The sequence below is a fragment of the Mesorhizobium sp. ArgA1 genome, assembly GCF_053714375.1.
Genome location: NZ_JBSKBQ010000002.1, coordinates 315,858 through 342,758, shown reverse-complemented (window position 1 = coordinate 342,758; position 26,901 = coordinate 315,858). Strand labels below are relative to the sequence as shown.

The 26,901-nt window shown below is 63.3% G+C and carries 24 protein-coding genes; 6 read left to right on the top strand and 18 right to left on the bottom strand.

Going from position 1 to position 26,901, the window contains the following annotated elements; all coding sequences use genetic code 11:
* Positions 1–3: 3 nt before the first annotated feature.
* The 7 genes from ACWGTI_RS08995 to ACWGTI_RS08965 form a co-directional block, all read right to left on the bottom strand.
* On the bottom strand, positions 4–1,257 hold the full coding sequence (locus ACWGTI_RS08995; protein ID WP_454586774.1) for a sarcosine oxidase subunit beta family protein: 1,254 nt from the start codon (positions 1,255–1,257) through the stop codon (positions 4–6).
* 36 nt (positions 1,258–1,293) lie between these two features.
* Positions 1,294–2,601, bottom strand: coding sequence for a type III glutamate--ammonia ligase (gene glnT, locus ACWGTI_RS08990; protein ID WP_454586773.1), 1,308 nt, complete (start codon positions 2,599–2,601; stop codon positions 1,294–1,296).
* 36 nt (positions 2,602–2,637) lie between these two features.
* Entirely contained in the window at positions 2,638–3,966 is a 1,329-nt protein-coding gene (locus ACWGTI_RS08985; RefSeq protein ID WP_454573664.1) for an FMN-binding glutamate synthase family protein, read from the bottom strand.
* 6 nt (positions 3,967–3,972) lie between these two features.
* On the bottom strand, positions 3,973–4,701 hold the full coding sequence (locus ACWGTI_RS08980; protein WP_454586772.1) for a GltB/FmdC/FwdC-like GXGXG domain-containing protein: 729 nt from the start codon (positions 4,699–4,701) through the stop codon (positions 3,973–3,975).
* A 4-nt stretch (positions 4,702–4,705) separates the two neighbouring features.
* Positions 4,706–5,602 carry a class II glutamine amidotransferase gene (locus tag ACWGTI_RS08975; RefSeq protein WP_454586771.1) on the bottom strand — a complete coding sequence of 299 codons (897 nt, stop codon included), beginning with the start codon at positions 5,600–5,602 and terminating at the stop codon, positions 4,706–4,708.
* Between the two features lie 139 nt (positions 5,603–5,741).
* Entirely contained in the window at positions 5,742–5,960 is a 219-nt protein-coding gene (locus tag ACWGTI_RS08970) for a hypothetical protein (protein WP_454586770.1), read from the bottom strand.
* 15 nt (positions 5,961–5,975) lie between these two features.
* Positions 5,976–7,382 carry an ammonium transporter gene (locus ACWGTI_RS08965; protein ID WP_454586769.1) on the bottom strand — a complete coding sequence of 469 codons (1,407 nt, stop codon included), beginning with the start codon at positions 7,380–7,382 and terminating at the stop codon, positions 5,976–5,978.
* A 169-nt stretch (positions 7,383–7,551) separates the two neighbouring features.
* Between ACWGTI_RS08965 and ACWGTI_RS08960 the strand changes: the two genes are divergently transcribed.
* The 4 genes from ACWGTI_RS08960 to ACWGTI_RS08945 all read left to right on the top strand — a co-directional run bounded on the left by ACWGTI_RS08960 (position 7,552) and on the right by ACWGTI_RS08945 (position 11,417).
* Positions 7,552–8,685, top strand: a complete 1,134-nt coding sequence (locus ACWGTI_RS08960; protein WP_454586768.1) for an aminomethyltransferase family protein — start codon at positions 7,552–7,554, stop codon at positions 8,683–8,685.
* A gap of 41 nt (positions 8,686–8,726) precedes the next feature.
* A complete protein-coding gene (locus tag ACWGTI_RS08955) occupies positions 8,727–9,323 on the top strand; it encodes a dimethylamine monooxygenase subunit DmmA family protein (RefSeq protein ID WP_454586767.1) in 597 nt (198 codons plus the stop codon).
* Complete coding sequence (locus ACWGTI_RS08950) at positions 9,320–10,285, top strand: PDR/VanB family oxidoreductase (protein ID WP_454586766.1); 966 nt, start codon at positions 9,320–9,322, stop codon at positions 10,283–10,285. Before ACWGTI_RS08955 ends, ACWGTI_RS08950 begins: the two co-directional genes overlap by 4 nt.
* A gap of 91 nt (positions 10,286–10,376) precedes the next feature.
* Positions 10,377–11,417, top strand: coding sequence for a heme-dependent oxidative N-demethylase family protein (locus tag ACWGTI_RS08945; protein WP_454586765.1), 1,041 nt, complete (start codon positions 10,377–10,379; stop codon positions 11,415–11,417).
* 153 nt (positions 11,418–11,570) lie between these two features.
* On the opposite strand, the gene ACWGTI_RS08940 is transcribed toward ACWGTI_RS08945, so the two are convergent.
* Positions 11,571–12,284, bottom strand: a complete 714-nt coding sequence (locus tag ACWGTI_RS08940; protein WP_454586764.1) for a helix-turn-helix domain-containing protein — start codon at positions 12,282–12,284, stop codon at positions 11,571–11,573.
* Between the two features lie 302 nt (positions 12,285–12,586).
* Between ACWGTI_RS08940 and ACWGTI_RS08935 the strand changes: the two genes are divergently transcribed.
* Positions 12,587–13,945 carry an NAD(P)-binding domain-containing protein gene (locus tag ACWGTI_RS08935; RefSeq protein ID WP_454586763.1) on the top strand — a complete coding sequence of 453 codons (1,359 nt, stop codon included), beginning with the start codon at positions 12,587–12,589 and terminating at the stop codon, positions 13,943–13,945.
* On the opposite strand, the gene ACWGTI_RS08930 is transcribed toward ACWGTI_RS08935, so the two are convergent.
* The 9 genes from ACWGTI_RS08930 to ACWGTI_RS08890 all read right to left on the bottom strand — a co-directional run bounded on the left by ACWGTI_RS08930 (position 13,912) and on the right by ACWGTI_RS08890 (position 24,008).
* Positions 13,912–14,175, bottom strand: coding sequence for a hypothetical protein (locus ACWGTI_RS08930; RefSeq protein ID WP_454586762.1), 264 nt, complete (start codon positions 14,173–14,175; stop codon positions 13,912–13,914). The two genes, ACWGTI_RS08935 and ACWGTI_RS08930, sit on opposite strands and share 34 nt — an antisense overlap.
* Before the next feature lie 7 nt (positions 14,176–14,182).
* Positions 14,183–16,162, bottom strand: coding sequence for an ABC transporter permease (locus tag ACWGTI_RS08925; RefSeq protein ID WP_454586761.1), 1,980 nt, complete (start codon positions 16,160–16,162; stop codon positions 14,183–14,185).
* Positions 16,159–17,232 (bottom strand): quaternary amine ABC transporter ATP-binding protein, encoded by a 1,074-nt coding sequence (locus ACWGTI_RS08920; RefSeq protein ID WP_454586760.1) that lies wholly within the window; start codon positions 17,230–17,232, stop codon positions 16,159–16,161. Before ACWGTI_RS08920 ends, ACWGTI_RS08925 begins: the two co-directional genes overlap by 4 nt.
* A 71-nt stretch (positions 17,233–17,303) precedes the next feature.
* Positions 17,304–18,278: an ABC transporter substrate-binding protein gene (locus ACWGTI_RS08915; protein ID WP_454586759.1), complete on the bottom strand. Its 975-nt coding sequence runs from the start codon at positions 18,276–18,278 to the stop codon at positions 17,304–17,306.
* A gap of 419 nt (positions 18,279–18,697) precedes the next feature.
* Positions 18,698–19,483 carry an SDR family oxidoreductase gene (locus tag ACWGTI_RS08910; RefSeq protein ID WP_454586758.1) on the bottom strand — a complete coding sequence of 262 codons (786 nt, stop codon included), beginning with the start codon at positions 19,481–19,483 and terminating at the stop codon, positions 18,698–18,700.
* An 11-nt stretch (positions 19,484–19,494) separates the two neighbouring features.
* Complete coding sequence (locus ACWGTI_RS08905; protein ID WP_454586757.1) at positions 19,495–20,259, bottom strand: SDR family oxidoreductase; 765 nt, start codon at positions 20,257–20,259, stop codon at positions 19,495–19,497.
* 110 nt (positions 20,260–20,369) lie between these two features.
* The gene (locus ACWGTI_RS08900) at positions 20,370–21,878 is read right to left on the bottom strand and encodes a sugar ABC transporter ATP-binding protein (RefSeq protein ID WP_454586756.1); all 1,509 of its coding nucleotides are present in this window, start codon (positions 21,876–21,878) and stop codon (positions 20,370–20,372) included.
* A gap of 29 nt (positions 21,879–21,907) precedes the next feature.
* Complete coding sequence (locus ACWGTI_RS08895; RefSeq protein ID WP_454573685.1) at positions 21,908–22,846, bottom strand: substrate-binding domain-containing protein; 939 nt, start codon at positions 22,844–22,846, stop codon at positions 21,908–21,910.
* Between the two features lie 136 nt (positions 22,847–22,982).
* Complete coding sequence (locus tag ACWGTI_RS08890) at positions 22,983–24,008, bottom strand: ABC transporter permease (protein ID WP_454586755.1); 1,026 nt, start codon at positions 24,006–24,008, stop codon at positions 22,983–22,985.
* 248 nt (positions 24,009–24,256) lie between these two features.
* Between ACWGTI_RS08890 and ACWGTI_RS08885 the strand changes: the two genes are divergently transcribed.
* The gene (locus ACWGTI_RS08885; RefSeq protein ID WP_454586754.1) at positions 24,257–25,219 is read left to right on the top strand and encodes a sugar-binding transcriptional regulator; all 963 of its coding nucleotides are present in this window, start codon (positions 24,257–24,259) and stop codon (positions 25,217–25,219) included.
* A 194-nt stretch (positions 25,220–25,413) separates the two neighbouring features.
* Here ACWGTI_RS08885 and ACWGTI_RS08880 read toward each other — a convergent pair whose 3' ends face one another.
* Entirely contained in the window at positions 25,414–26,901 is a 1,488-nt protein-coding gene (locus ACWGTI_RS08880) for a xylulokinase (protein WP_454586753.1), read from the bottom strand.

Below are 26,901 nucleotides of genomic sequence, written 5' to 3'. Positions count from 1 at the left end.
CCCTCAGTGCAGGTTCGGTTGGGCGCCCACGCCCTTTTCGTCGATCATGGCGCCGCGCTGGAAGCGGTCGAGGCGGAACCGTGCGGCTTCCTTGTGCGTCTCATCGCGCGCCAGCAGATGGGCAAAGACAAAGCCCGAGCCCGGCGTCGCCTTGAAGCCGCCATAACACCAGCCGGCGTTGAGGTAGAGCCCGTCGACCGGCGTCTTGTCGATGATCGGCGAGCCGTCCATCGACATGTCCATGATGCCGCCCCATTGGCGCAAAAGCCGCACGCGTCCGATCATCGGGATCAGCGCCATGCCGCCTTCGCAGACATCTTCCATCACCGGCATGTTGCCGCGCTGGGCGTAGGAATTGTAGCCGTCAATGTCGCCGCCGAAGACCAGCCCCCCCTTGTCCGACTGGCTGACATAGAAATGGCCGGCGCCGAAAGTCATGACACCGGGGATGAGCGGTTTGATCGCCTCGGAGACGAAGGCTTGCAGGACGTGGCTTTCGATCGGCAAGCGCAGGCCCGCCATCGAAGCGACGCGCGAGGAAGAACCGGCAACCGCCATCCCGACCTTGCCGGCGCCGATCTTGCCGCGTGAGGTCTCGACGCCGGTCACCTTGCCGTTGCCGTCACGCACGAAGCCGGTGACTTCGCAATTCTGGATGATGTCGACGCCAAGTTCGCTCGCGGCATGGGCATAGCCCCAGACCACCGCGTCGTGGCGCGCCGTGCCGGCACGGCGCTGCAACAGGCCGCCCTGCACGGGAAAGCGTGCGTTCTCGAAATTCAGGAACGGCATCATTTTGCGAAGCCCCGCCTGATCGAGCAGCTCGGCATCGATGCCGTTGATGCGCATGGTGTTGCCCCGCCTTGCATAGGCGTCGCGCTGCGCGTCGGAATGGTAGAGATTGACGATGCCGCGCTGGCTGACCATCGAATTGTAGTTGAGGTCCTGCTCCATCCGCTCCCACAGCTTCATCGACAATTCGTAGAAGCCGGTATTGCCGGGCAGGCCGTAATTGGAGCGGATGATGGTGGTGTTGCGGCCGGCATTGCCGGAGCCGATCCAGCCCTTTTCCAGCACGGCGACATTCTTGATGCCGAACTCGCTGGCGAGAAACCAGGCGGCGGCGAGCCCGTGGCCGCCGCCGCCGATGATCACCACATCATAGTGATCTTTCGGGCTGGCGTCGCGCCAGGTGCGCTGCCAGTTCTTGTGGCCGGAACGGGCGGCGCGGGCGAGCGAGAAGATCGAATATTTCATCAGGTCATTCCGAGGCCGCTCGCCCCACGCCGGACATCAGATGTCCAGCGTGTGGTCGCGCTCCCATTGCGTGAAGTGCGAAGCATAGGAATTCCATTCCTGGTGCTTCAGCTTTAGGTAAGCCGACGAGAATTCCTCACCCAGCGCCGCCTTGAGCGATTTGTCCTTGTCGTATTCGCGCAGCGCGTCGAGCAGGTTGAGCGGTAGCTTCGGCGCGCCCTTCACCGTATGGCCATGCTGGTACATGTCGATGTCGTAGCGCTTGCCGGGATCGGCCTTGGAGCGGATGCCATCGAGGCCGGCCGCGATGATCACCGCTTGCAAGAGATAGGGGTTGGCGGCGCCATCCGGCAGGCGTAGTTCGAAGCGGCCGGGGCCGGGTACGCGCACCATATGGGTGCGGTTGTTGCCGGTCCAGGTCACCGTGTTCGGCGCCCAGGTGGCGCCCGAAATGGTGCGCGGTGCGTTGATGCGCTTGTAGGAATTGACCGTCGGGTTGGTGATCGCGGCAAGCGCCGAGGCATGCTTCATGATGCCGCCGAGGAAGTTCCTGCCCTTGGCCGACAGGCCGAGGTCCATGGAATTGTCGGCAAAGACGTTGGTCTTGCCTGCCTTGTCCCACACCGAAATATGGGCATGGCAGCCATTGCCGGTCAGGCCCTGGAAGGGTTTTGGCATGAAGGTCGCGCGCAGCCCGTGCTTTTCGGCGACGGACTTGACCATGAACTTGAAGAAAGAATGCTTGTCGGCGGTCGCCAGCACATCGTCGAAGGCCCAGTTCATCTCGAACTGGCCGTTGGCGTCCTCGTGGTCGTTCTGGTAGGGGCCCCATCCCAGCGCCAGCATGTGGTCGCAGATCTCGGCGATGACATCGTAGCGGCGCATCACCGCCTGCTGGTCGTAGCAGGGTTTCGAGGCCGTATCGTATTTGTCGGAGATGACGCTGCCGTCCGGCGAGATCAGGAAGAACTCGGCCTCGACGCCGGTCTTGACGTGCATGCCGTCGGTGGCCGCTTCGGCAATCAGCCGCCTCAACGTGTTGCGCGGCGCCTGCTCGACTTCCTTGTCGTCCATGATGCAATTGGCGGCGACCCAGGCGACATCGCGCTTCCACGGCAACTGGATGGCCGAGTCCGGGTCCGGCACCGCGAGCATATCGGGATGCGCCGGCGTCAGGTCCAGCCAGGTGGCGAAACCGGCAAAGCCGGCGCCGTCCTTCTGCATGTCGGCGATCGCCTGTGCCGGCACCAGCTTGGCACGCTGGCCACCGAACAGGTCGGTGTAGGAAATCATGAAATATTTGACGCCGTTCTCTTTGGCGAATGCGGCGAGATCGTTCCCCATTATAGTTCCTCGCTTATGTGATCTGGGTAGTCTTTGTCAGAAGCCGTTCTTCCCCGGTATCCAGTTGGTGCCGGCAAGCGGCACGCCGGCCATGGCGGCGGCTTCGATGGTGAGCGCGACGAGATCCTCGGGCTCGAGATTGTGCAGGCTGTTTTTGCCGCACGCGCGGGCAATCGTTTGGGCCTCGAGCGTCATCACCTTCAGGTAATTGGCCAGCCGCCGTCCGGCGGCGATCGGATCGACCCGCTTCATCAGCTCGGGGTCCTGCGTGGTGATGCCCGCGGGGTCGCGGCCCTCATGCCAGTCGTCATAGGCGCCGGCGGTGGTGCCGAGCGCATTGTACTCCGCCTCCCAGCGCGGATCGTTGTCGCCGAGCGCAACCAGCGCCGCCGTGCCGATCGACACCGCGTCGACGCCGAGCGCCAGCGCCTTGGCGACATCGGCCCCGTTGCGGATGCCGCCCGACACGATCAGCTGTACCTTGCGGTGCATGCCGAGATCCTGCAGCGCCTGCACCGCCGGCCTGATGCAGGCAAGCGTCGGCTGGCCGACATTTTCGATGAACACTTCCTGCGTCGCCGCGGTGCCGCCCTGCATGCCGTCGACGACGACGACATCGGCACCCGCCTTGACCGCGAGCGCAGTGTCATAATAGGGGCGGGCGCCGCCGACCTTGACGTAGATCGGCTTTTCCCAGTCGGTGATTTCGCGCAGTTCGAGGATCTTGATCTCGAGATCGTCCGGTCCGGTCCAGTCGGGATGACGCGAGGCCGAGCGCTGGTCGATGCCCTTCGGCAGCGTGCGCATTTCGGCGACGCGGTCGGAAATCTTCTGGCCGAGCAGCATGCCGCCGCCACCGGGCTTGGCGCCCTGGCCGACAACCACTTCGATCGCATCGGCGCGGCGCAGGTCACGCGGGTTCATGCCGTAGCGCGACGGCAGGTACTGATAGACCAGCGTCTGGGAATGTCCGCGCTCCTCCTCGGTCATGCCGCCGTCGCCGGTGGTGGTCGAGGTGCCGGAGAGCGTCGCGCCGCGGCCGAGCGCTTCCTTGGCGGGGCCGGAGAGCGAGCCGAAGCTCATGCCGGCGACCGTGATCGGGATTTTCAGTTCGATCGGCTTCTTGGCATGGCGCGAGCCCAGCACGACTGACGTGTCGCAGCGCTCGCGGTAGCCTTCGAGCGGATAGCGCGAGATCGAGGCGCCGAGGAACAGAAGATCGTCGAAATGCGGCAGCTTGCGTTTGGCGCCGGCGCCTCTGATGTCATAAATGCCGGTCGCTGCGGCGCGGCGGATCTCGGAAAGCGTGTAGTCGTCGAAAGTCGCGGATTTGCGCGGCGTCGTCGGCGGATTCTTGTAGGTCATGCTGCCTCAATACGCGTCGGCGTTGTCGATATTGAAATTGTAGAGCGTGCGCGCCGAGCCGTAGCGCTTGAACTCCGACGGCTTGACCCCAGTCACGCCAGCGCGGTCGAGCAGGCCCTGCAGGAGTTCGATATGCTCGGGCCGCATCTCCTTGGCGATGCAGTCGGCGCCAAGGCTCTCGACCTTGCCGCGCACGAACAGCCGCGCCTCGTAGATGGAATCGCCCAGTGCGTCGCCGGCATCACCCAGCACCACCAGATTGCCCGATTGCGCCATGAAGGCCGACATGTGGCCGATATTGCCGTGCACGACGATATCGATGCCTTTCATCGAAATACCGCAGCGCGACGAGGCATTGCCTTCGATGACCAGCAGCCCACCCTTGCCGGTGGCGCCGGCATACTGGCTGGCGTCGCCCTTGATCACTATCGAGCCCGACATCATGTTCTCGCCGACCCCGGGGCCGGCCGAGCCGTGCACGGTGATCGCGGCGCCGTCATTCATGCCGGCACAATAATATCCGACGCTGCCGCGTACATCGATGCTGACCGGCTGGTCGACGCCGACGGCGACCGAATGGCTACCCTTCGGGTGCAGCACTTCCCACGCTGTCTCATTGGAACCGGGCGTCAGATTGTGCAGCGCCTGGTTGAGCTCGCGCAGAGACGACACATCGAGATCGAAGACCCTGGAGGCGTGGTCTTGCGCCACCTTCGAAAGTTTGGTTGCCGGCATGGGCTCAATGCTCCCAGAAATAGACGGTTGCGGGTTCCGGTTCCCAGACCCTCGCATTGTCTATGCCGGGCAGCTTGGTCAGCGCGCGATATTCCGAGCCGAAGGCGACATACTGGTCGGTCTCGGCCATGACGGCGGGCTTGCAGGCGATCGGATCGCGCACCACGCCGAAACCGTTCTTGGTGCCGACGACGAAGGTGAAGAAGCCGTCGAGGTCCGACAGCGTGCCTTCCAGCGCTTCACCGAGATTCTTGCCATGCGCCATCTGCGAGGAGAGGTAGGCGGCGGCGACCTCGGTGTCGTTCTCGGTCTCGAAGGTCATGCCTTCGCGCCGCAGTTCGCGCCGCACATTGTTGTGGTTGGACAGCGAACCATTGTGCACCAGGCACTGGTCGGCGCCGGTCGAGAACGGATGCGCGCCCATGGTGGTGACGGCCGATTCCGTCGCCATGCGGGTATGGCCGATGCCATGCGTGCCGGTCATCGAGCGGACGTCGAACCGATCGACCACGGCTTCCGGCAGGCCGACTTCCTTGTAGATCTCCACCGCTTCGCCGGCGCCCATGATGCGCACATCAGGCCGGATCGACTGCAGCGCTTCGCGGGCGGTGTCGACCTTGTGGGGCGCGGTCCTGAGCACGGCATGCGTCGACTTCACCGCAATGCTCACCGGCGCCCCGATGGCCTTTGCAAGCTCAGCGTCGAGGCCGCGGAAATCGCGATCGGGCTTGGCCGACTGGATGGTGATCTTGGCCTCGTTCCTGGACGTCGCGCCATAGATGGCGATGCCGGCGCTGTCGGGGCCGCGATCGCTGAGCGAGATCAGCATCTGCGACAGCATCGAGCCGAGCTGCGGCTCAAGCGACTTGTCCTTCAAAAACAGTCCGACGATTCCACACATGTCAGCCTCCGGGGAAACGAAGATGGATAGGATTTCGGTGCTACCAGCTTAACGGACGAAGTTCAACTTACATGAAAGTTTTTTTCATCACAAACAAGTCGCCTGGCGCGCGGAGGCGCCAGGCGAAGGGATGATGGCCTCAGTAGCGGTCGATTGCCTCCCTGGTTTCATCACCGCTGCGGTCGGCAGCCATGTCGGCCTCGATTTCCGCATTCTCATGGCGCGTCTGGATTACATGCCAGCCGATCCAGAAGATGAGACCGATGATCACCATCAGGACTTCGGAGCCCTGAAACGGGTAGATTGCGCCGACATCCTTGAGGTCGACGGCCCAGCTTTCCATTCCATTGGTCGACATCCGAGTCTCCTGTCCCTAGGATTGCTTGATCATGGCTTTTTCGGCGGCGGCGACTTCACGGACCGACGCCTCGAATGCATGGTTGAGGGCGAAGTCGACACCTTCGAGTTCGACCTTCGCCGGCACGCGTAGCAGGTTCACGCTGTTCAGGATCTTGCACACGACCAAGGTGGGCACGAAACCGAGCGCGAACATCAGCACCGCACCGGCGAAGTTGCCGAGCGGGTTGATATGCGCGAAGCCTTCATAGGGCGATGACGGCTGTCCCCACAGCATGAAGCCCGCGACCACGACGCCGAGGAATCCGCCATATCCGTGCACCGCGACGGCGCCCACCGCATCGTCGATTTTGAAGCGGCGTTCGACGAAATAGTGCAGCTTGTAGCAGATGGCCGGTACGATCGCGCCAATCAGCATTGCCTGGATCGGATGGTAGAGGTCATTGCCGGCCGAAGCGGAGATGACCCCGCAAAGTCCCATCGAAAACGTCCAGTAGGGATCGCCTTTCGAGATGATGTAGCCGCCCATCATTCCGCCCGACAGCGACATCAGGAAGTTGAAGGTGATTGCCGAGAGCGAGGTCGGCGCCAGATAGATATTGGTCGCCGTCCAGGTGTCTCCGGTGATCTGGCCGGCAATCGTGGCCGGGCTTATCAGCGGAATGTTGCAGGCGGCATAGAAGCCCCAGAAGCCGGTGTAGATCAGGAACAGGCCGATCGTCACCAGCCACACATTGTGGGGCGGGATGTCGCGCGGCGTGCCGTCGGGCCTGAATTTGCCGATGCGTGGCCCGAGCACGATCAGGAAGGCAAGCGCCGCGCCGCCGGCGATCGCATGCACGACGCCCGAGGCATAGGCGTCATGATAGCCCCACAGCTTCACCATCCAGCCCTGCGGGTGCCAGCCCCACGCGGCGTCGACGATCCACAGCACGGAGCCGATCAGCACGGCGACGATCCAGAAAGCACCCGAGCGCGCGCGTTCTATGATCGAGCCCGAGATGATCGACGCGGTGGTGATGGAAAACAGCAGGAACGCCCCCCAAAAGACGCCATTGAGCCGATGCCAGATCAGGGCGTCGGCAGGCGTCACGTTCGTTTCGCCCGGATTGACCCCGGAGAGATGGGTAGCCATCAGCGGGTTCCATGGCTCGGCGAAATGCGCCGTGATCAGCCCGCCGGAAACGAAGCCAGGTCCGTTCGGGAAGGCGAAGTAGATCCACCATCCGAAAAAATAGAAGGTGACGGTGACCAGCGGGATCGCCATCGCGTTCTTCATAAGCGTTTTCAGGTGATTGCGCCGGCGCGACACGCCGACTTCATATGTGCAGAAACCGACGTGGATGAGGAACATCATGACGATGGTCACCCAGTAATAAAATTCCGTGAAAATGGTCGTTAGAGCGTTCAGATTCCCTTCCATTCTATGTCCCCTCTGCTCAGTTGAATTCCTTGCCTCCCAGTAAAACTTTTTGCATCTTAGTATTGCGCGCTTTTGCAGTTTTGAGTCAATATGGCGTGGGGCGTCGCGCTGTCCCTAGGGCTACTAGAGCGACGAAACGTTGAAAATTGTGCACAAGAAAGGCAGGCCCATGACGGCATCCTGGAGATTTTCGACCCTGGCGGATCGCCATCGCGCGCTCGGCTCGAAGCTCGAAGACTGGAGCGGCATGGGCACCGCCTGGACCTACGACAAGGATGCCGACGAGGAATACACCGCCATCCGCACCAAGGCCGGGCTGATGGATGTCTCTGGCCTGAAGAAGGTCCACATTACCGGGCCGCATGCCTCACATCTGATCGATCTCGCCACAACGCGCGACGTCGAAAAGATCTATCCCGGCAAGTCGGCCTATGCCTGCATGCTGAACGAGGCCGGCAGATTCACCGACGACTGTATCCTCTACCGCACCGGGCCGAACGCCTGGATGGTGGTGCACGGTTCGGGCACCGGCCATGAGGAACTGCAGCGCGCCTCGGTCGGCCGCGACGTCTCGCTGCGCTTCGACGACAACCTGCACGACCTGTCGCTGCAAGGGCCGACGGCGGTCGACTATCTCTCAAAGCATGTGCCGGGCATCCGCGACCTCAACTATTTCCATCACATGCAGACGCAGCTTTTCGGCTTTCCGGTGATGATCTCGCGCACCGGCTATACCGGCGAGCGCGGCTACGAGATCTTCTGCCGCGGCCAGGATGCGGGCACGATCTGGGACAGGATCCTCGACGAGGGCAAGAGCGCCGGCATCATTCCTTGTCGCTTCACCACGCTCGATATGCTGCGCGTCGAAAGCTATTTGCTCTTCTATCCTTACGACAATTCGCAGAAATATCCGTTCGAGAATGAAGGCCCCGGCGACACGCTGTGGGAGCTGGGCCTCGACTTCACCGTCAGCCCCGGCAAAACCGGCTTCCGCGGCGCCGAGGAGCATTATCGGCTGAAGGGCAAGGAACGCTTCAAGATCTATGGCGTTCTGCTCGACGGCAACGAGCCGGCCGACGAGGGCGCGCCGGTCTATCGCGACGGCAAAAAGGTCGGCGTGGTTACCTGCGCCATGTATTCGCCGCTGGTCAAGAAATCGATGGGCATCGCCCGCCTCGACGTCGACTGCGCGGTCAAGGACACCAAGCTCGAGATCCGCAACAAGAGCGGATCGATCAAGGCGACGGCGCAGCCGCTGCCCTTCGACGATCCCAAGAAGACCAAGCGCACGGCGAAAGGCTGAGGCATAATCGAGAGCGAGGGATTTTAGGGCACAAAGAGAGAATGGCAGCCAAGACGATCATCAGCCGACCCATTTACGGAACCCTGTCTCCGCAACCCGGCAAACATCATCTGTTTATCGCCGATGCGGAAGGCGCGCTGGCGATCGTCGAGACGGCAAATACGGCGCCGCCCGGCTTCTTCGACGGGGCCGAGATCGTCTTCATTCCAGGTCCGGGCGGCAAGCATGTCGCAGCCCTCGAAGCGCTGAAGCCGGCGCAATTTCACGTCGCACCGTCCTTCGCCAGCCTGTTGCCGCGGTTGAAGCAGACGCTGGCCAACGCCCATATGGGCCTGCGCCTCTACCTCGCCGGCACCGAAGGGCTGATCGGCCAGGCCATGCAGGTGGCGCTCGAAGCCGGCATCGACCACACGTCGATGCAGACCGAACACCGCGGCTCGCTAGCGCGGCGCATGCAGTGTGTCCACTGCAAGGGCATCACCGAAAATGTGACGACGCAGCCGGCGACCTGTGCGCATTGCGGCCTGCTGCTCCTGGTGCGCGATCATTATTCCCGGCGCCTCGCCGCGTTCCAGGGCGTGTGCATCAATGCCGAGGACCGCTCGGAAATTCCTCCCATGGAGGAGGCCTTCCCATGAGCACCGGCACCACCAAGCTCGATGTTGTGGTCAGCGATGTCGTCCCGGTCAACGACCTCGTTACCCGCTTCCATTTCCGCCGCCGCGACGGCGAACTGTTGCCGACTTTTTCCGGCGGCGCCCATGTCGTGGTCGAGATGCGCGATGGCGAACTCACCAGGCTCAATCCCTATTCACTGATGGGTTCGCCGCTCGACACCCGCGAATACACCATCTCGGTGCGCCGCGACGATGTCGGCCGCGGCGGCTCGCTGTTCATGCACCGGTCGGTCAAGCCGGGGCTGGAGATGGTGGTCAGCTATCCCGTCAATCTGTTCTCGCTCGACCTCAGGGCAAAGAAGCATCTGATGCTGGCCGGCGGCATCGGCATCACGCCATTCATGGCGCAGACCGCGCAGCTCGCCGGGTCCGGTGGCAATTTCGAACTGCACTACACCTGCCGCACAGCTTCGCTCGGCACCTATGCCGACGTGCTGCAGGAGCGCTATGGCCGCCGCATCCGGCTCTATCACGACGACCTCGACCAGCGCATCGAACTCGACCGGCTGTTGTCGTCGCAGCCGCTCGGCACGCATCTCTATGTCTGCGGCCCGGCCGGCATGATCAACTGGGTGCGCGACCGTGCGGCAAGCCTCGGCTGGCCGCCGGAGACCGTGCATTACGAGCATTTCGCGGCGCCGCAACCCGGCCTGCCTTTCGACGTCACACTTGCCGTCAGCGGCAAGACCATCCGCGTCGGCGAGCAGCAGAGCCTGCTCGAAGCGATCGAGGCCGCCGGCGTCGATCCGCCCTATCTCTGCCGCGGCGGTGTCTGCGGCCAGTGCGAGACCAACGTCATCTCGTATGACGGCAAGTTCATCCACAACGACCACTGGCTGAGCGAGGAAGACCATCGCTCCGGCTGCAAGATCATGCCGTGCGTGTCGCGCTTCGAGGGCAAGTCGCTGGTGCTGGAGCGGTAAAGCATTTTGCAGCCAAGTGGGTACACTTGGCGTCGCAGAAATGCGGCTAAAACAAAGAGATAGAGCGGGCATCCCGCTCTAGGAGGAAATCATGGGCATCACCTTTCGCAAGGAAACGTTCCGCGACGATTTCACCTTCAAGAACAGTCCGGAACACATCAGGCGGTTTCCGTTTCCGTTCCACGAAGACAGCTACATGTATGCGGTCAACATCGAGCCGCATGTCGTGGGTCCCAAGGGCAGCGTGCTGGAAAACCTGATCGACGTCGACGAGCACTATGTCGCCGAGATGCAGGACCGCGCTTTGGTGCTGGCCGAGGACCCGCTGCGTTGTCAGTCGCTGCCGCACATGACGTTGGCCGGCTGGGATCTGCTCGAACTTTTGATGGAGCAGCAGGCGCTGGGCTATCCCGAACATTTCACGCTGACCCGTGATGGCGATCGCTGGCGCTGGATCAACCGGCCGCTCGGCATCGACGACACCTTCACCTTCGGCGACACCTCGACGCTGCCCTACGGGCCGATGGAATACATCACCCGCCAGAGCCAGGGCGATTTCTGCATCCTCGACCAGCGCGACGGTAATCTGTGGATGGATGCCGGCATGGTCACCACCCAGGCCGACTGGTCGCTCGATTTCGACATCGGCATGAACTTCTTCGAGTGGCACGCGCCGGTGCCATTGGCGCATGAGAAGGGGATTTTCGTCCGGGCGCTGAAATTCCTCACCAACATCCAGCAGGGCAAGCCGGCGCGGCGTCTCAACTGGACGATGACCATCAATCCGCGTCTCGACACCAGCCCGGAAAATTATCACAAATGGGGTCCGGACCGGACCACGGTGACGCCGGAGAATGTCGGCGACAAGGTGCATCTGCGCGTCGAGCTGCAAAGCTTCTGGCGCCTGCCGCGTTCCAACGGCATCGTCTTCCCGATCCGCTGCTACCTGATCAAGATGGACGAACTGGTGACGCAACCGAAATGGGCCCGCCGCCTGCACCGGGTCATCCGCGACCTGCCGGAGGAACTCGCGACCTATAAGGGCCTGACTCGGTATCGGCCGACCCTGGTCGAGTGGCTGTCGAAGCTCGATGATGGGAGTGCGACCAGCCCTGGGTTCGGGCCAGATTGACCTCCAAAGACTTGGGTTCCTCGCCCCTGCCAGAGGCGGGGGAGAGGTGTCCGCGAAGCGGACGGAGAGGGGGCCTTCGTAGGGCGCTCCCCTCTCCGTCTCGGCTTCGCCGAGCCACCTCTCCCCACTACGTGGGGCGAGGAACCAAGTGCCTCAGCCCGCGCTCTGCGGATAGCAGATAATCGACAGATAGCGCATCGGCAGTTTTGTCAGCTGCTCCGGTCCGTGCGGTGCATCCGCGTCGAAGAACAGGCTGTCGCCCGGCTTCATCGGATAGAGGTTGCTGCCATGCCGGTAAACCACTTCGCCTTCCAGCATATAGAGGAACTCCATGCCCTCATGCTGGAAGGTCGGAAACACATCCGAATCCTCGGTCAGCGTGATGAGATAGGGCTCGACGACGACACCGCTGGTGTTGGAACCGATATGTCCGAGCAGATTGTACTGGTGGCCGGCGCGCGTGCCGCGGCGCTCGACATCGAGGCCTTCGCCGGCCTTGACGAAGACGGCGCTGCGCTCCTCCTCGAAGCGGCGGAAGAAGGCGGTTACGGGAACGCCGAGCGCACGCGACAGCGCCTGCAGCGTCGTCAGCGACGGCGAGGTGATGCCGTTCTCGATCTTCGACAGCATGCCCAGCGAGATGTCGGTGGCTACCGCCAGATCGGCGACGGTGATGCCGAGCTTCTTGCGGAATGCGCGCACCTCGCGGCCGATCGCCACCTCCAGTACCTTTTCGCGCGTGTCGCGAATGGCGTGCGGGTTCTGCGTCAGTGGCGTGCGGATGGTGCGCCCGTCAGCGGCCTTCGTCAGCGGCTTTGCCTTGGCCGGAGCTGCTCCGGACTTGAGATCGGATGCTGTCTTCGCCATGTCGCCGCTCCCAAGAATCGCCGATTTATTTCACTCAAGGTGAACATATTCGCTGCCGATATAGGACAGCAAGCCCCTTAAGTCGAATGGTGCCGGCTCCGGATTTGCGCTGTCATCGGTTTTTTGCGGAAAATCCACCGGGACGAAACGCGGTTTCACCACAAGGCCTGTTGACAGCATCGAAGGGGCAATTAGTGTCACTGTGAGTGAAATTTGTTTCGTAAGAGCAATCCTGGGAAAAGCATGAAACGGTTTTCCCACTGGAATTGCGTCAAAGTTGAAATGAGACCGGGAGGCCTGCCATGAACACTCGCGTTGCCGTCATTGGAGCCGGACCGTCCGGCCTTGCCCAGCTCAGGGCCTTCAAATCGGCCGAAGACAAGGGCGCCGCCATTCCTGAAATTGTCTGCTTCGAAAAGCAGTCGGACTGGGGCGGCCTGTGGAACTACACCTGGCGCACCGGCCTCGACGAGCATGGCGATCCTGTGCACGGCTCGATGTACCGCTACCTCTGGTCGAACGGACCGAAGGAATGCCTGGAATTTGCCGACTACACATTCGAGGAGCATTTCGGCCGTCCGATCGGCTCCTATCCGCCACGCGCCGTTTTGTGGGATTACATCAAGGGCCGCGTCGAGAAATCGGGGCTGCGCAAATGGGTGCGCTTCAACAGCCCGGTGCGCATGGTGACCTTCTCGGACGTGACGAAGAAATTCACCGTCACCGCGCATGACCGCACCAACGACGTCACCTATTCCGAAGAGTTCGACAATGTCGTCGTCGCCTCCGGCCACTTCTCGGTGCCCAACGTTCCCTATTTCGAAGGTTTTTCCACCTTCAACGGCCGCATCCTGCACAGCCATGATTTCCGTGACGCGATGGAGTTCAAGGGCAAGGACATATTGATCATCGGCCGCTCCTATTCGGCCGAGGATATCGGCTCGCAATGCTACAAATACGGCGCCAAATCGATCACCTCCAGCTACCGCTCCAAGCCGATGGGCTTCAAATGGCCGGAGAACTGGAAGGAAGTGCCGTTGCTGCAGAAGGTCGTCGGCAAGACCGCCCACTTCAAGGACGGCACCACCAAGGATGTCGACGCCATCATCCTGTGCACCGGCTATCTGCATTCCTTCCCCTTCCTCACCGACGACCTGAAACTCAAGACCGCCAACCGCATGTGGCCACTCGACCTCTATGAGGGCGTCGTCTGGGAGAAGAACCCGAAACTGTCATATATCGGCATGCAGGACCAGTTCTACACCTTCAACATGTTCGACGCGCAGGCCTGGTTCGCCCGCGACGTCATCATGGGCCGTATCAAGCTGCCGTCGGTGCAGGCGATGGCCGAGCATGGCGCGAAGTGGCGAGCCCGTGAGGAGACGCTCGAAGACGCCGAGCAGATGATCTGGTTCCAGGGCGACTACACCAAGGAGCTGATGGACCAGACCGACTATCCCGGCTTCGACGTCGAGGCGGTCAACCAGACTTTCATGGAGTGGGAGCACCACAAGGGCGAAGACATTATGAGCTTCCGCGACCATGCCTACCGCTCGCTGATGACCGGCACCATGGCGCCGCTGCACCACACGCCGTGGCTACAGGCACTGGACGATTCGATGGAGAGCTATCTCGAGGTGAAAGGCGTCGCGGCGGAGTAGGTCGGTTCAATCCGTTGGATAATCCGGAGCTGCTTCGGTCTCCGAAGCTCCGCGGCTGCGATGCCGGGCTTGCGCAGTTCCTCGACCGAGGCGCGCACCCGCGCGATGGCATAGGATGTTGCCGCATCCAGCGTGGCGAAACCGGAAATCAACTGTTCACCGTCCGGTTCGCCGGTCTTGGCCATGTCGAAAACGAGAACGGCAAAAGGCGGTTCGCCCGGATCGGACATTCGATCACTATCCCAGTCTTGCCCGTGCCTTCGCCGTCCAGGCGTTGAACAGCCGGTCGGCGACGATGCCGATGAAGGCTATCGCCAGGCCTGCGACGACGCCGCGGCCGGAATCAGCCTTGGACAGCGCGATGAACACCTCCTGGCCGAGATCGCGCGTGCCGACCATGGCGCAGATGATGATCATCGCCAGCGCCATCAGGATGGTCTGGTTGACGCCGAGCATGATTTCGGGAAGCGCCAGCGGCAATTGCACGCGAAAGAAGGTCTGGCGCGGCGTGCAGCCGGAAACCTTCGCCGCCTCGATCAACGCCGGCGGCACCTGCCGGATGCCGTGATTGGTGTAGCGGATCGCCGGCACCACGGCAAAGGCGATCGTCGCGATCATGGCGGTGACGTCGCCCACCCGGAACAACATCACCACCGGAATGATGAAGCAGAAGGACGGCAGCACCTGCAGCGTGTCGATGATGGGCGTGACGATCTTTTCAAAGCGGTCGCTGCGCGCGGTCGCAAGCCCGATCGGGATGCCGATCAGGCAAGCGATGAAGGCCGAGATGCCGCAGAGATAGACCGTCGCCATGGTCTTTTCCCACAGGCCGGTAACGGCACAGAAGGCGGTCAGCGCGGCGACTAGGGCAGCGAGACGCAGGCCGCCTAGCTGATAGCCGGCAAGACCGAGCAGAGCCACCGCGCCCAGCCACGGAAAGCCTTCGCAGAAGGCGCGCAGTGGGTTCAGCACATTGAGGATCAGCGCGACGCGAAACGCTTCGATCACGTCGAAGAAATTGATCGTCACCCAGTTCACCGCCGCCTTCCACAATGGCGCAGTGGTGAAGGTGATTGCCTTCGGCACCGCCGCGAAGGCCGGCACGTACAGGCTGAGCAGCATGGTGACGATCAGGATGGCGACGGCCATCGTCAGATGGGGATAGCGCCGCCAGAAGACCGGGCTCACCGCCTGATGTGCTTGCCCCTTCGCCTGCTTGTGCGCGATGGCCTGGCTTAGCCGGTCAAGTGCGATGGCAAGCGCGACAATGGCAAGGCCGGCCTCCATCGCCTCGCCGACCTTGAGCGCGCGCAGTGCCAGCAACACATCGTAGCCAAGCCCGCCGGCGCCGATCATCGAGGCGATGATCACCATGTTGAGCGCCAGCATGATGACCTGGTTGACGCCGACCATCAGCGTCGGCCGCGCTGAGGGCAGCAGCACACGCCACAATTTCTGCCGCGCCGTGCAGCCGGCCACCTCACTGAAATCGTCGATCTCGGACGGCACGCGTGACAGGCCGAGCATCGTCGCCCGCACCATTGGCGGCGTGGCGAAAATGGCGGTGGCGATCATCGCCGACACCGGACTGTTGCCGAACAGGAGCAGCATCGGGATCAGGTAGGCAAAGGTCGGGATGGTCTGCATCAAATCGAGGGCAGGGGAGACGATGAGCCGTTCGGCCCAAGGCTTGCGCCAGGCCCAGATGCCGGCGAACAGGCCCGTCACAATGCAGAACGGCACGGCGATGGAAATCAGCGCCAGCGTCAGCATGGCGCTGGTCCACTGGCCGAACAGCGCGATGTAGAGGAAACAGCCGCCGACCAGCATGCCGAGCTTTCGATCCCCTGCAGCATGCCCGGCGATGAAGGCGGCAGCGCAGACGCCCACCCAGGACAGGCGCGGCAAAGTGAAGGCCCCGGCGCCGTGGCCGATTTTGAAATTCTTGGCGAGCAGATCGAGCGCGAAATCGAGGGGAACACCGAGCACTGCGGTGATCGAGCGGGTCAGCCACGAAAAGTTCGACTTGATCCAGCGCATCAGCGCGCTGACCCAATCGGCAACCGGGACGACCGCCTCGGCCGGATAGTTGACGGCCCAGGGCAGCCTGTCCTCCAGCAGGAACACCACCAGCACGGCGGCGAGCGCAAGTACCCATACCAGCAGCCAACGCTGAGCCGGTGGCCTCGCTTCGCTGGCGCTTGCCGTCACAGTCATGCGCCGGCCCTGTCCAGGCCGGCCAGCAGCCCGATGACGGCTTGTGGCGTCACCTCGCCGATCGGCTTGCCGGTGCCGTTGACCACCGCGAACGGTTTTCCTGAGGCGACGATGCTGGCCGAGAAGCTGGCGATCTTGGACTCCGGCGAAACCGTCCCGCCATGCTCCGAACCATCGCAGGCGCGCATCAGGCTGCGCGCCGAAATCACCTTGGCGCGGTCGACGTCGCGGGTGAACTCGGCGACATAGTCGGTCGCCGGATTGACCACCAATTGCTCCGGTGTGCCGATCTGGATGACCTCGCCGTCCTTCATGATGGCGATGCGGTCGGCCAGCCTGATGGCCTCGTCGAAATCATGGGTGATGAAGACGATGGTCTTGTGCAGCATGGTCTGCAGCCGCATCAATTCGTCCTGCATCTCGCGGCGGATCAGCGGGTCGAGCGCCGAGAATGGCTCATCGAGGAACCAGATCTCCGGCTTGGTCGCGAGACTGCGGGCAATGCCGACGCGCTGCTGCTGGCCGCCGGACAATTCGCGCGGATAGAAATGCTCGCGGCCGCGCAGGCCGACCAGCTCGATCACCTCGCGCGCACGCGTTTCGCGTGTCGGCCGGTCCTGTCCCTGAATGCTCAGGGGGAAAGCAATGTTGTCCAGCACGTTGAGATGCGGCAGCAGGGCAAAGTTCTGGAACACCATGCCCATGCGATGGCGCCGGAGCTCGATCAGAGCCGCATCGGAAATTTTCAGCAGGTCCTTGCCTTCGAACTCGATCTTGCCGTGCGTCGGTTCGACCAGCCGCGACATGCAGCGCACCAGCGTCGATTTGCCGGAGCCCGACAGGCCCATGATGATAAAAATCTCGCCCTGGCGAATTTCAAGGTCGACGGCGCGCACAGCGCCGACCAGCCCGGCGGCGGCGATTTCGGCCATGCCGGCCTTGCCGTCGCGCTCGCGGATGAAACTGGCCGCGTTCGATCCGAACAGCTTCCAGACATTGCGGCAGGCAAGTTTTATCGGCCGCGCATCCTTTACCGTGCCAGCCGCCTGCGGTTCAGTCGCTTCCGTCATCCAATGGTCCTTCTGGAAATGGGGATATAGACCCGGCCGTTACGGCCGGGTCTGGCCTCCAGTCGGAACGATCACTGCGCCCAGGCTTTCCAGTCGGCTTCGTGCGCGGCGATCCAGGCGGCGGCGACGTCTTCCGGCGTCTTGCCCCCGAGGTCGATCTCGCCGCTCATCTTGTTGAGTTCGTCGGTGTCGACCGTGTAGGCCTTGGCCACCTTGTAGGCGACCGGCCATTTGTCCTTCATGCCGGACCAGGAGTATTTCCAGATCTCGCCATGCGGCTTGCCGCAATCATATTTGGCATCGGGATTGGTGCCCCATTTCGGATCGGTGTAGCACTCGGGCGTGTATTCCGGGAATTGCACCCACTCGCCCTTGTACTTGGCCGGCGCCCAGTGCGGCGAATAGATCCACAGCATGATCGGCGCCTTGCGCTGATAGGCCGAGTCGAGCTCGGCGAACATCGCCGCGTCGGTGCCGGCATGGATGACGGTGAAGGGCAGCTTCAGCGCTTCGACGCGCTCGTCGTCAAAGCCTTCCCAGGTTACCGGGCCGCCGAGATAGCGGCCCTTCGGCGCCGTCTCCGCCGTCGAGAACGCCTCGGCGCATTTCGGGTCCTTCAGCGCTTCCCAGTTGGGCAGGCCCGGGCATTTCTCCTTCATATATTCGGGGAACCACCATTCCTCCTTGGCCTTCGGTCCGAGCTTGCCGAGCCGTTCGGTTTGGCCGGTGGCATCAGAAGCCTTCATGGCTTCGCCAGCCGTCGTGTCCCAGAATTCGAGGCCGACATCGAGATCGCCATTGGTCAGGCCCGTGGTCAGGCTGGAGAGATAGTCGGCGGTCGGATATTCGACAGTGTAACCGAGTTTTTCGAGGATGCCGCCAAGGATCTTGGCGTTGAGGTTGACGCTGGTCCAGTCGAACAGCGCGATCTTGATCGGGTCGTTGGATTCAGGTGCCGCTGCGTAGGCCGGTGATGCAAGCGCGCTTGCCGCGGCAAGTGCGAAGGCTCCCATTGATAGGTTCGAAATCACACTGCGAAATGACATGCTTGTTCTCCTGTCAAACCATGTGGAAATTCTTAGTCGTTCCCTTCTTGCGTCTTTTCTTGATTGTGTTGGAAAGGCGGGTCGTTGCGCAAGCTCGTTCGCATCATTGCCTTGCAGCCGCGACCGGCGCAGGCGAAATGGTGCTCAATCTGGTGGTGGTTCGGTGCTGGATGCGCCCGAGTCATGGCGCCGCATGAATTGCTGCGCGAGCAATCGTCAACGGATCGATCGCCACTCCGGCGGCGCTCTGAGACGTGCGAGCCATCAAGGTCCCATGATCTCGGCCGGCGAGCCCCATCCCCACCAAGGCCGTTTCATAGGATGAAATTATATATACCAACGTTCATGCGGCGCAACGGCTGATGCCATGTGCACCACCAAATTTCAGACTGCTCGATTGTCAACCGCCAGAGCTGACTTCACGACATTATAAGGCCGCCATCGACATTGATGGTCTGGCCGGTGATGTACGTGGCGTCGTTGCTGGCGAGGAAGCTGACCAGGCCGGAGACGTCCTCGCCGCTGCCGGCGCGGCCCATCGGGATGTTCTTTACCCATTCGGCCATCAGCTCGCCGGGCTTGTAGTCGCCCATCAGCTTGCCCCAGGCGGCGTCGTTGTAGGCCCACATGTCGGTGTCGATGATGCCGGGGCAGATGGCGTTGACGGTGATCTTCTCCTTGGCCACTTCCTTGGCCAGGCTCTGGGTGATGCCGACGACGCCGAACTTCGACGCCGCGTAATGCGGCGTGTAGATAAAACCCTGCCGCGCCTGGCCTGAGGCCGTGTTGATCAGGCGGCCGCCATCGCCATGCTTGCGGATCCGCGCGATCGCCTCCTGGCAACACAGGAACACGCCCTTGGTGTTGACCGCCATCACCTTGTCCCACTCGGCCTCGGTCATTGCTTCGATCCGGGCAATGGTGATGACGCCGGCATTCTGCACCGAAATGTCGACCCGGCCGAACTCCCTTTCGGCGAGATCGTAGAGGGCGGCGACCTCGTCCTTTTTGGTCACGTCCATACGCATCGACGCGACCTTGGCGCCCGCCGCCTTCAGGCCGGCGGCAACCTCCTCGACGCGGGCATCGATGGCGCTGACCACGACCGCCGCGCCTTCTTCGACAAAGCGCTTCGCCATCGCCGCGCCGATGCCGCCGCTCGCGCCGGTGATCACCGCCGTCTTGCCTTCAAAACGCTTCTGCACTTCTTGTTCTCCTACCAGCAGACAAAGCCGCCATCGACAATCAGGTCGATGCCGGTAACGAAACTCGCGGCGCGGCTTGCCAGGAACACCGTCGGGCCGACCATCTCTTCCGGCGTCGCCATGCGTCCCATCGGCGTGTCGCGCTTGAAGATTTTTATCTGTTCGGCAACTTCCGGCCGCTTGTTCATCGGCGTCAGCGTGTAGCCGGGGCTCACCACATTGACGCGCAGGCCGCGATCGGCCCATTCCATGGCGAGGCTCTTCGACATGTGGATGACAGCGGCTTTTGACGAATTGTAATGCGCCTGGGTCAGTCCGCGATTGACGATCGAGCCGGACATCGAAGCGATGTTGACGATCGACCCCTTGCGGCGGGCAAGCATGGCGCGCGCCTCGGCCTGGCAGGACAGGAACACGCCGCTGACATTGACGTCGTAGATCTTCTGCCATTTTTCCAGCGGCAACGTCTCGGCAGGTTCGGCGCCGGCGATGCCGGCATTGTTGACGGCGATGGTTAGCGCGCCGAGTTCCTTCTCCGTGCGCGCGACCGCGGCTGCGAGGTCGTCCTCCGACGTCACCGTGCCGGTCAGCACCAGCGTCTTGCGGCCGAGTGCCGTGATCTTGTGCGCGGTCTCTTCCAGCCCGCCATTCGAGGCATGGCCGAAACAGGCAATGTCGGCGCCGGCTTCGGCGAGCCCGACGGCGATCGCTTGGCCGATGCCGCTGCCCGCACCTGTCACCAGCGCCACGTCGCCGCTGAGATCGAATAGTGTCATGTCTTCCCCTCTCCCTGAAATGAAGGGGCGCCAACTCTTAAGCTGGCGCCCCGCGCGGTCCGGTGCTTGGGAGGGTATCACCTGTTGCGCTTTGTTCCCATCTGCCGCGCTCAGCTTGTGGCGAGTTCCATCACGGCGACATTGCTTGCTTTATTGCGGTCGAGAATGCCCCGCTGGCGGCCACGGCTCAGCACCAGCACGCGGTGCGACAGCCCCAGCACCTCTTCGAGGTCGGAGCTGACCACCACCACCGCCATGCCGGAGCGGGCGAGGTCGGCGATCACGTCATAGATCGCGGCACGCGCGCCGACATCGATGCCGCGAGTCGGCTCGTCGAGGATGAACACCTTTGGCGGCCGGGACACCCATTTGGCGATGATCACCTTTTGCTGGTTGCCGCCGGACAGTTTTGACACCGCCTGGTTCGGCTTGCCCTTGACGCCGAGCCTTGCGATGCCGGCCTCGGCGAATTTCTGCACCGCCTTGGGAAACACCCAGCCCTTCGGCGCGACATGGTCGAAATTGCCGAACGCCAGATTCTCGCCGATGGTCTGGTCCAGCACCACGCCTTGCGCCTTGCGGTCTTCAGGCACCAGCACGACGCCGGCCTTGATCGCTGCCGCCGGGCCACTGAGGTGCACGGCTTGGCCGGCGACCCGCACCGAGCCCGACGAGATCGGATCGGCGCCGGCGATCGCCCGCACAAGTTCGGTGCGGCCGGCGCCGATCAGCCCGGCAATGCCGAGGATCTCGCCTGCTTTGACCGAGAAGGAGACATTGTTGAAGCTCTTCTCCGGCGAGGACAGGTTCTCGACCTCGAGCAGCGTTTCCTCGCGCGGCGGCGACAGATGCGGAAACATCCGCTCGACCGAGCGGCCGACCATCTGCTCCACCACGGTGCGCACGGGAATGTCGGCGCGCTCGTGGCGGGCGACGATGCGGCCGTCGCGCATCACCACCACGCGGTCGGCAATCTGCGCGATTTCGTCGAGGCGGTGGCTGATGTAGATGAAGGACATGCCTTCGGCTTTGAGTTTGCGGATCTGCTGGAACAGAAGCTCCGTTTCCTCGCCGCCAAGCGCTGCGGTCGGCTCGTCGAAGATCAGCAACTCGGCGTTCAGCGTCAGCGCCTTGGCGATCTCGACCTGTTGCTGCGCGGCGATGCGCAGCGTGCGCACCTTGCGTTCCGGCGCGACGTCGAGGCCGAGCCGCTTCAATTGCGCCGAGGCCTTGGCGTTCATCTCGGCGCGGTCGATGCGGCCGCCGCGCATCGGCAGGCGTCCGACATAGACATTTTCCGCCACCGACAGGTCTGGCAGCAGCTTCAGTTCCTGGTGGATCATGCCGACGCCGGCATCGATTGCCGCCGCTGGGGAGGCGGGGGAATAAGGCTTCCCCCGCCAGATGATCGAGCCGGCATCGGGCCTGGTCGAGCCGGCGATGATGTTCGACACCGTCGACTTGCCGGCGCCGTTCTCGCCGAGCAGCGCCACGACCTCGCCCGGTCGCACCTCGAAGCTCGCATCAGCCAGGACCTGGACCGGTCCGTAGCTCTTGCACAGGCCGTTGACGAACAGCCCGCTATGCGGGCTTTCGCTGCGGCGAGGTTCTGGGGACATCGTGGCGCTCTCTTACGCGGTGCCGCAGGTTACGGATGCTTGGCGATGAACTGCTCGACATTGTCCTTGGTGGTCAGCGTCGCGTCCTGCAGCTGTTCGGCTGGAATGCTTTCGCCGGCCACCAGCTTGATCGCCGCATCGACGGCGAGCCTGCCCATGCCTTGCGTCTGCTGCGTCGCGGTGACGTCGAACACGCCGTCCTTCAGCGCTTTCAGCGCTGCAACGTCGCCGTCGAAGCCGGCGACCCAGACCTTGTGGCCGGGATTGGCGACCTTGACCGCCTGTGCTGCGCCCAGCGCCAGCGCGTCGGCCTGGCCAATGACGATCGACACGTCGGGATGCGACTGCAGCAGATCCTGCGTCAGCTTGAAGCCTTCGTCCTGGTGCCAGCCTTCGCTCCACAATTCGCCGACCACCTTGATGTCGGGGTAGCCCTTGAGCGCTTCGCCGCAGCCCTTGGAGCGGTCGACTTCCGGTGTCGTGCCCTTCTGGCCGTGGATGATGATCAGCTCGCCTTTGCCGCCGGCCTGCTTGGCGATGTAGTCGCACACCGCCTGGGCCGAGGCGACGCTGTTGGTGGCGATGAAGGTGTCGCCCGGCGCGCCGTCGGCGTTGCGGTCGACATTGACCACCGGAATGCTGGCAGCCTTGGCGGTCTTGGTCGGCACGGTGGCGGCGGTAGCGCCGGCCGGGATGTAGATCAGCGCATCGATGTTCTGCGTGATCAGATCCTGCACCTGGCTGACCTGCGTCGCCGAATCGCCCTTGGCGTCGACGGTGACGATCTCGATGCCCTTCTCCTTGCCGTAGGCTTCGACGGATTGCTTGATCTGGTTGAAGAAGTCGGCCTGCAGGTTGGCGACAGCCAGTCCGAGCTTCTTGGCCTCCTTGGCCGAGGCCATCTCGGTCAGGCCAAGCAGCGGTATGACGGCGGCAGCGGCAAGCAGCAATGAACGTTTGGTCAGCATGTATTCCTCCGTTGATGTTCAAATCCGTTCAGCCGACGCACCCCATGGCGCCCTTGGCCGAACACTCCCAGTCTCGGATCGACCGATCCGTCTATCGCCCGGACACTCCGGGCGAATTCCTGTTGCGGCTCGCTCCTCACTGCCGTCGCCGACGCCAGGTGTCGGTGGCGACCGCCAGCGCGATCACCACGCCGATCACCACCTGCTGGATGAAGGGCGAGACGCCGAGCAGATTGAGCCCGTTGCGCAGCACGCCGATGATGAGCACGCCGATGGCCGTGCCGCCGATCGAGCCGACGCCGCCCGACAGGCTGGCGCCGCCGATCACCACCGCGGCAATGGTGTCGAGCTCATAGCCGAGGCCGGAGCTCGGTTGCACGGAATCGAGCCTTGCGGCGAGCACGATGCCGGCAAGCCCGGCGAGCACGCTGCAGATCGCGTAGACCCAGTTGGTCAGCGACTTCACCGGAATGCCGGAGAGCCGCGCAACCTCGGCGCTGCCGCCGATGGCGTAAAGGCTGCGGCCGGTGGCGCGGTAGTTGAGGAAGATGGCGAAGATGATCGCCAGCACCATCATCAGCCCGACGGTGACCGACAGGAAGCCGAAATGGCGGATGATCGACAGGTTGGTGAACCAGTCGGGGAAGCCGACGATCTGCGAGCCGTCGGTGATCATGTTGGCAAGACCGCGCGCCACCGACATCATCGCCAGCGTGGCAATGAAGGGCGGCAGCCGGGTGACGGTCACCAGCAAGCCCGAGACCAGTCCGCAAAGGCCGGCGACGACCAGTGCTGCGACGACGCCGGCTGCAAGGCCGAGATTGAGATAATCGGGGTGGGCGACGAAGCCCATCACCATGGCGGCCAGCGCCAGCACCGAGCCGACCGAGAGATCGATGCCGCCGATCAGGATGACCAGCGTCATGCCGATCGCCATGATGCCGAGCACGGTGATCTGGTCGAGCACGTTGAGGATGTTGCGCACGGTGAGGAATGTGTCGGTGGTCAGGGTCAGCGCCAGGCACAAAAGCGCCAGCCCGATCAGCGGCCCCATGGTTCCGGCGAACAGCGCCGAAAGCTTCGCGCTGGTCGCGCCTTGCGCGCCGGTCGCGGCTTTCAACTCGCCAGCTTTCGAGTCGCTTGCATCATTGCTCACGGCCACTTCGTCTCCTCCGTCAGCGAAACGGCGATGGCCTGCCGTCCGCTCTTGTTCACCAGGCATCCTCCCTGTGAACAATTTATCTTTGATATGCAATTTTGTTCAGCTAAACTGTTCATTAGAAAATTGTCAAGAGCCGTTGCGCCACTCGGCGACGGTTTGCGCCACAGGGCGGTTTGTCCTAGGGAAGGCCAGGGGGGCGGCGCTTTGCGGAAAAGATTTCCGAAAATCTGCCGCGGGAGGGCACGAGCATGGCGACCGTCGAAAACGAGAAGGCCTCGCGCTTCCCCGATGCCGAGCTGAAGGCCCGCGCCGCCTGGCACTATTATGTCGAGGGCCTGACGCAGGAGCGCATTTCGGAAATCCTCGGCGTCGGCCGGATCAAGGTCCACCGCATCCTCTCGGCCGCCCGCGAGGAGGGCATTGTCCAGTTCCGCATTCGAGACAGTGTCGTCGAATGCGTGCAGCTTGAGGAAAGCTTGAAGCAGCGTTTCGGCCTCAGCCAAGCCGTCGTGGTGCCGTCGGCCGCCGACCGCAGCAACGCGCCACTGATGATCGGCCATGCCGCCGCCGCCTATCTCGCCGACAACGTCAATGCCGGCGATGTCATTGCGCTGGGCTGGGGCCGAACGCTGAAATTCGCCATCAACGAATTGCCGAGGCGGCCGATCGCCAGAACCACGGTCGTTTCGATGCTCGGCGGCCTCACCCATGCGCAGCCGCTCAACCCGACCGAAAGCGCCTGGGAGTTCGCCGAAAAGATCGGCGCCGAATGTTTTCTCCTGCCGGTGCCGGTCTATGCCGACAGGTCGGAGCAGCGCGACGCCTTCATGAGCCAGCGCAGCGTCCAGGATGTCGTCTTCCGCGCGCGCCGGGCCAACATCGCCGTGCTCAGCGTCGGCTCGTTCTCCAACGACAGCCCGATCGCCAATTATGGCTTCATCAAGCCGAGCGAACTGGAGGAGCTGCAGGCGGCCGGCGCGGTCGGCGACCTGCTCTGCCATTTCATCGATGCCGAGGGCCGCCCGGTCGATCATGAGGTCAACCGCCGCGTCTGCGCCTATCCGCTGCAGGACCTGTCCGACATTCCGAGCATCATACTGGTTTCAGGCGGGCAGGAGAAGGTGCCTGTCATGCGCGCGGCGCTGGCGGGCACCAAGGTTTCGGTGCTGATCACGGACGAGGATGCGGCCAAGGGCCTGCTTGGGCGTTGATTTCAGAGGTCGCGATCCTTCGCGCCCCCCTCTGGCCTACCGGCCATCTCCCCCACAAGGGGGGAGATTGTACGCTCCTCTGCTTTCGCCAATCTTCATCGTTGTAGAGGTGAGCGAGGCGCCGAAGCTGCTGATCTCCCCCCTCGTGGGGGAGATGTCCGGCAGACAGAGGGGGGCGCTGTCCCGCCGACGTCTCAGACCTCACCCAACCGCGCATGGATGTCGCGCGTCGCGTGATAGAGGTCGCGGTAGATCGCCTTGCGCGCCCGGTAAGCCGGGACCAGATCCACGACCGGATCGACACGCCGGGTCGGTGCTGCCGTCATCGCCTTGGCCGCCTCTTCCGGCGAGGCAAACCAGCCGATCGCCGACGCCGCCAGCATGGCCGCGCCGAGTGCCGCCGCCTCATTGACCGGCGACACGAAAAGCGGCCGCTCGAGCACGCTGGCCATGATCTTCATCAGCAGCGCCGAATTGGTGCCGCCGCCGGCTGCAATCATTTCCGCCGATGTGCCACCGCTCGCGACTTCCATCGCCTCGCTGGCGATGGCCTGCTCGAAAGCGATGCCTTCCAGCGTCGCGCGGAAGAGATGCCTGGGCTCATGGTTGAGCGACAGGCCGACGACAGCGCCTCGCGCCGCGCCATCCCAATAGGGGCTCATCACGCCGGCCCAATAGGGCATGACCAGCAGCCCGTCGCTGCCGGCGCCGACGTCGACCGCAAGCTTCTCCAGTTCCGCTGCGGACGCCGCGCCGGTGGTGCGCACGATCCAGTCGACCAGTTGCATGCCGGAGCGCAGCACGGTCTCCAGCATGAAGCCGGAACCGGTCGGCGAGACCAACGTGCGAAACGCGTCCGAAGTGGTGACCGTACCGGAATAGCAGCCGCTGACGACGCCGGAGCCGAGCGAGAGATAGCTCTTGCCGGCGCCATAGACACCCATGCCGAGGCCCATAGCCTGGCCGTCGCCGGCACCGGCGACGATTGGCGTGCCGGGCTTCAGGCCGGTCGACTGCGCAATGCCTTCGGCAAGCCCGCCGCAGAGCTCGCCTGGACCGACCAGCGCCGGCAACTGCTCGGGCTTGAGTCCCGCAGCTGCGATGAGCTCGGGGCGCCATTCGCCTGTCGCGACGTCGATCAGCCCAAGCGGGTCGGCACTTGCCGCGCTGGTGACGAGGCGTCCGGTCAGCCGGTGGACGAAGAAGCCGTGGACGTCAACCAAAGCGGCCGCCTTGGCCAGAACCTGCGGCTGGTGCTCCGCCAGCCACGCGATGGCGTAGAGCGCCGGCGTTGGATCCGGCGGCTTGCCGCTCCAATCGCGGATCGCCTCGCGGCCGAGCTCGGCCGACAGCCTCGCGACCTGCGGCCGGGCGCGCTCGTCAAGCCACAGGATCGCCGGAATGAGCGGTTTGCCGGCATCATCGATCAGCGTGAAGCTCTCGCGTTGATGGGCGATGGCAATCGCCGCCACACGCCCGGCGCCGACCTTGGTCGTGACCTGCTTCAGCGCGCCGACAAGGGCAGCCCACCAATGTTCCGCATCCTGCTCGAAATGGCCGGGCTTCGGGTTTGAAAGCGGATAGGTTTCGCGTGCCTGGAACAACTCCGCGCCGTCGCGGGTGAAGGCAATCGCCTTCACCGCCGTCGTCGAGGCGTCGATCCCGATAACGACATCGTCCAT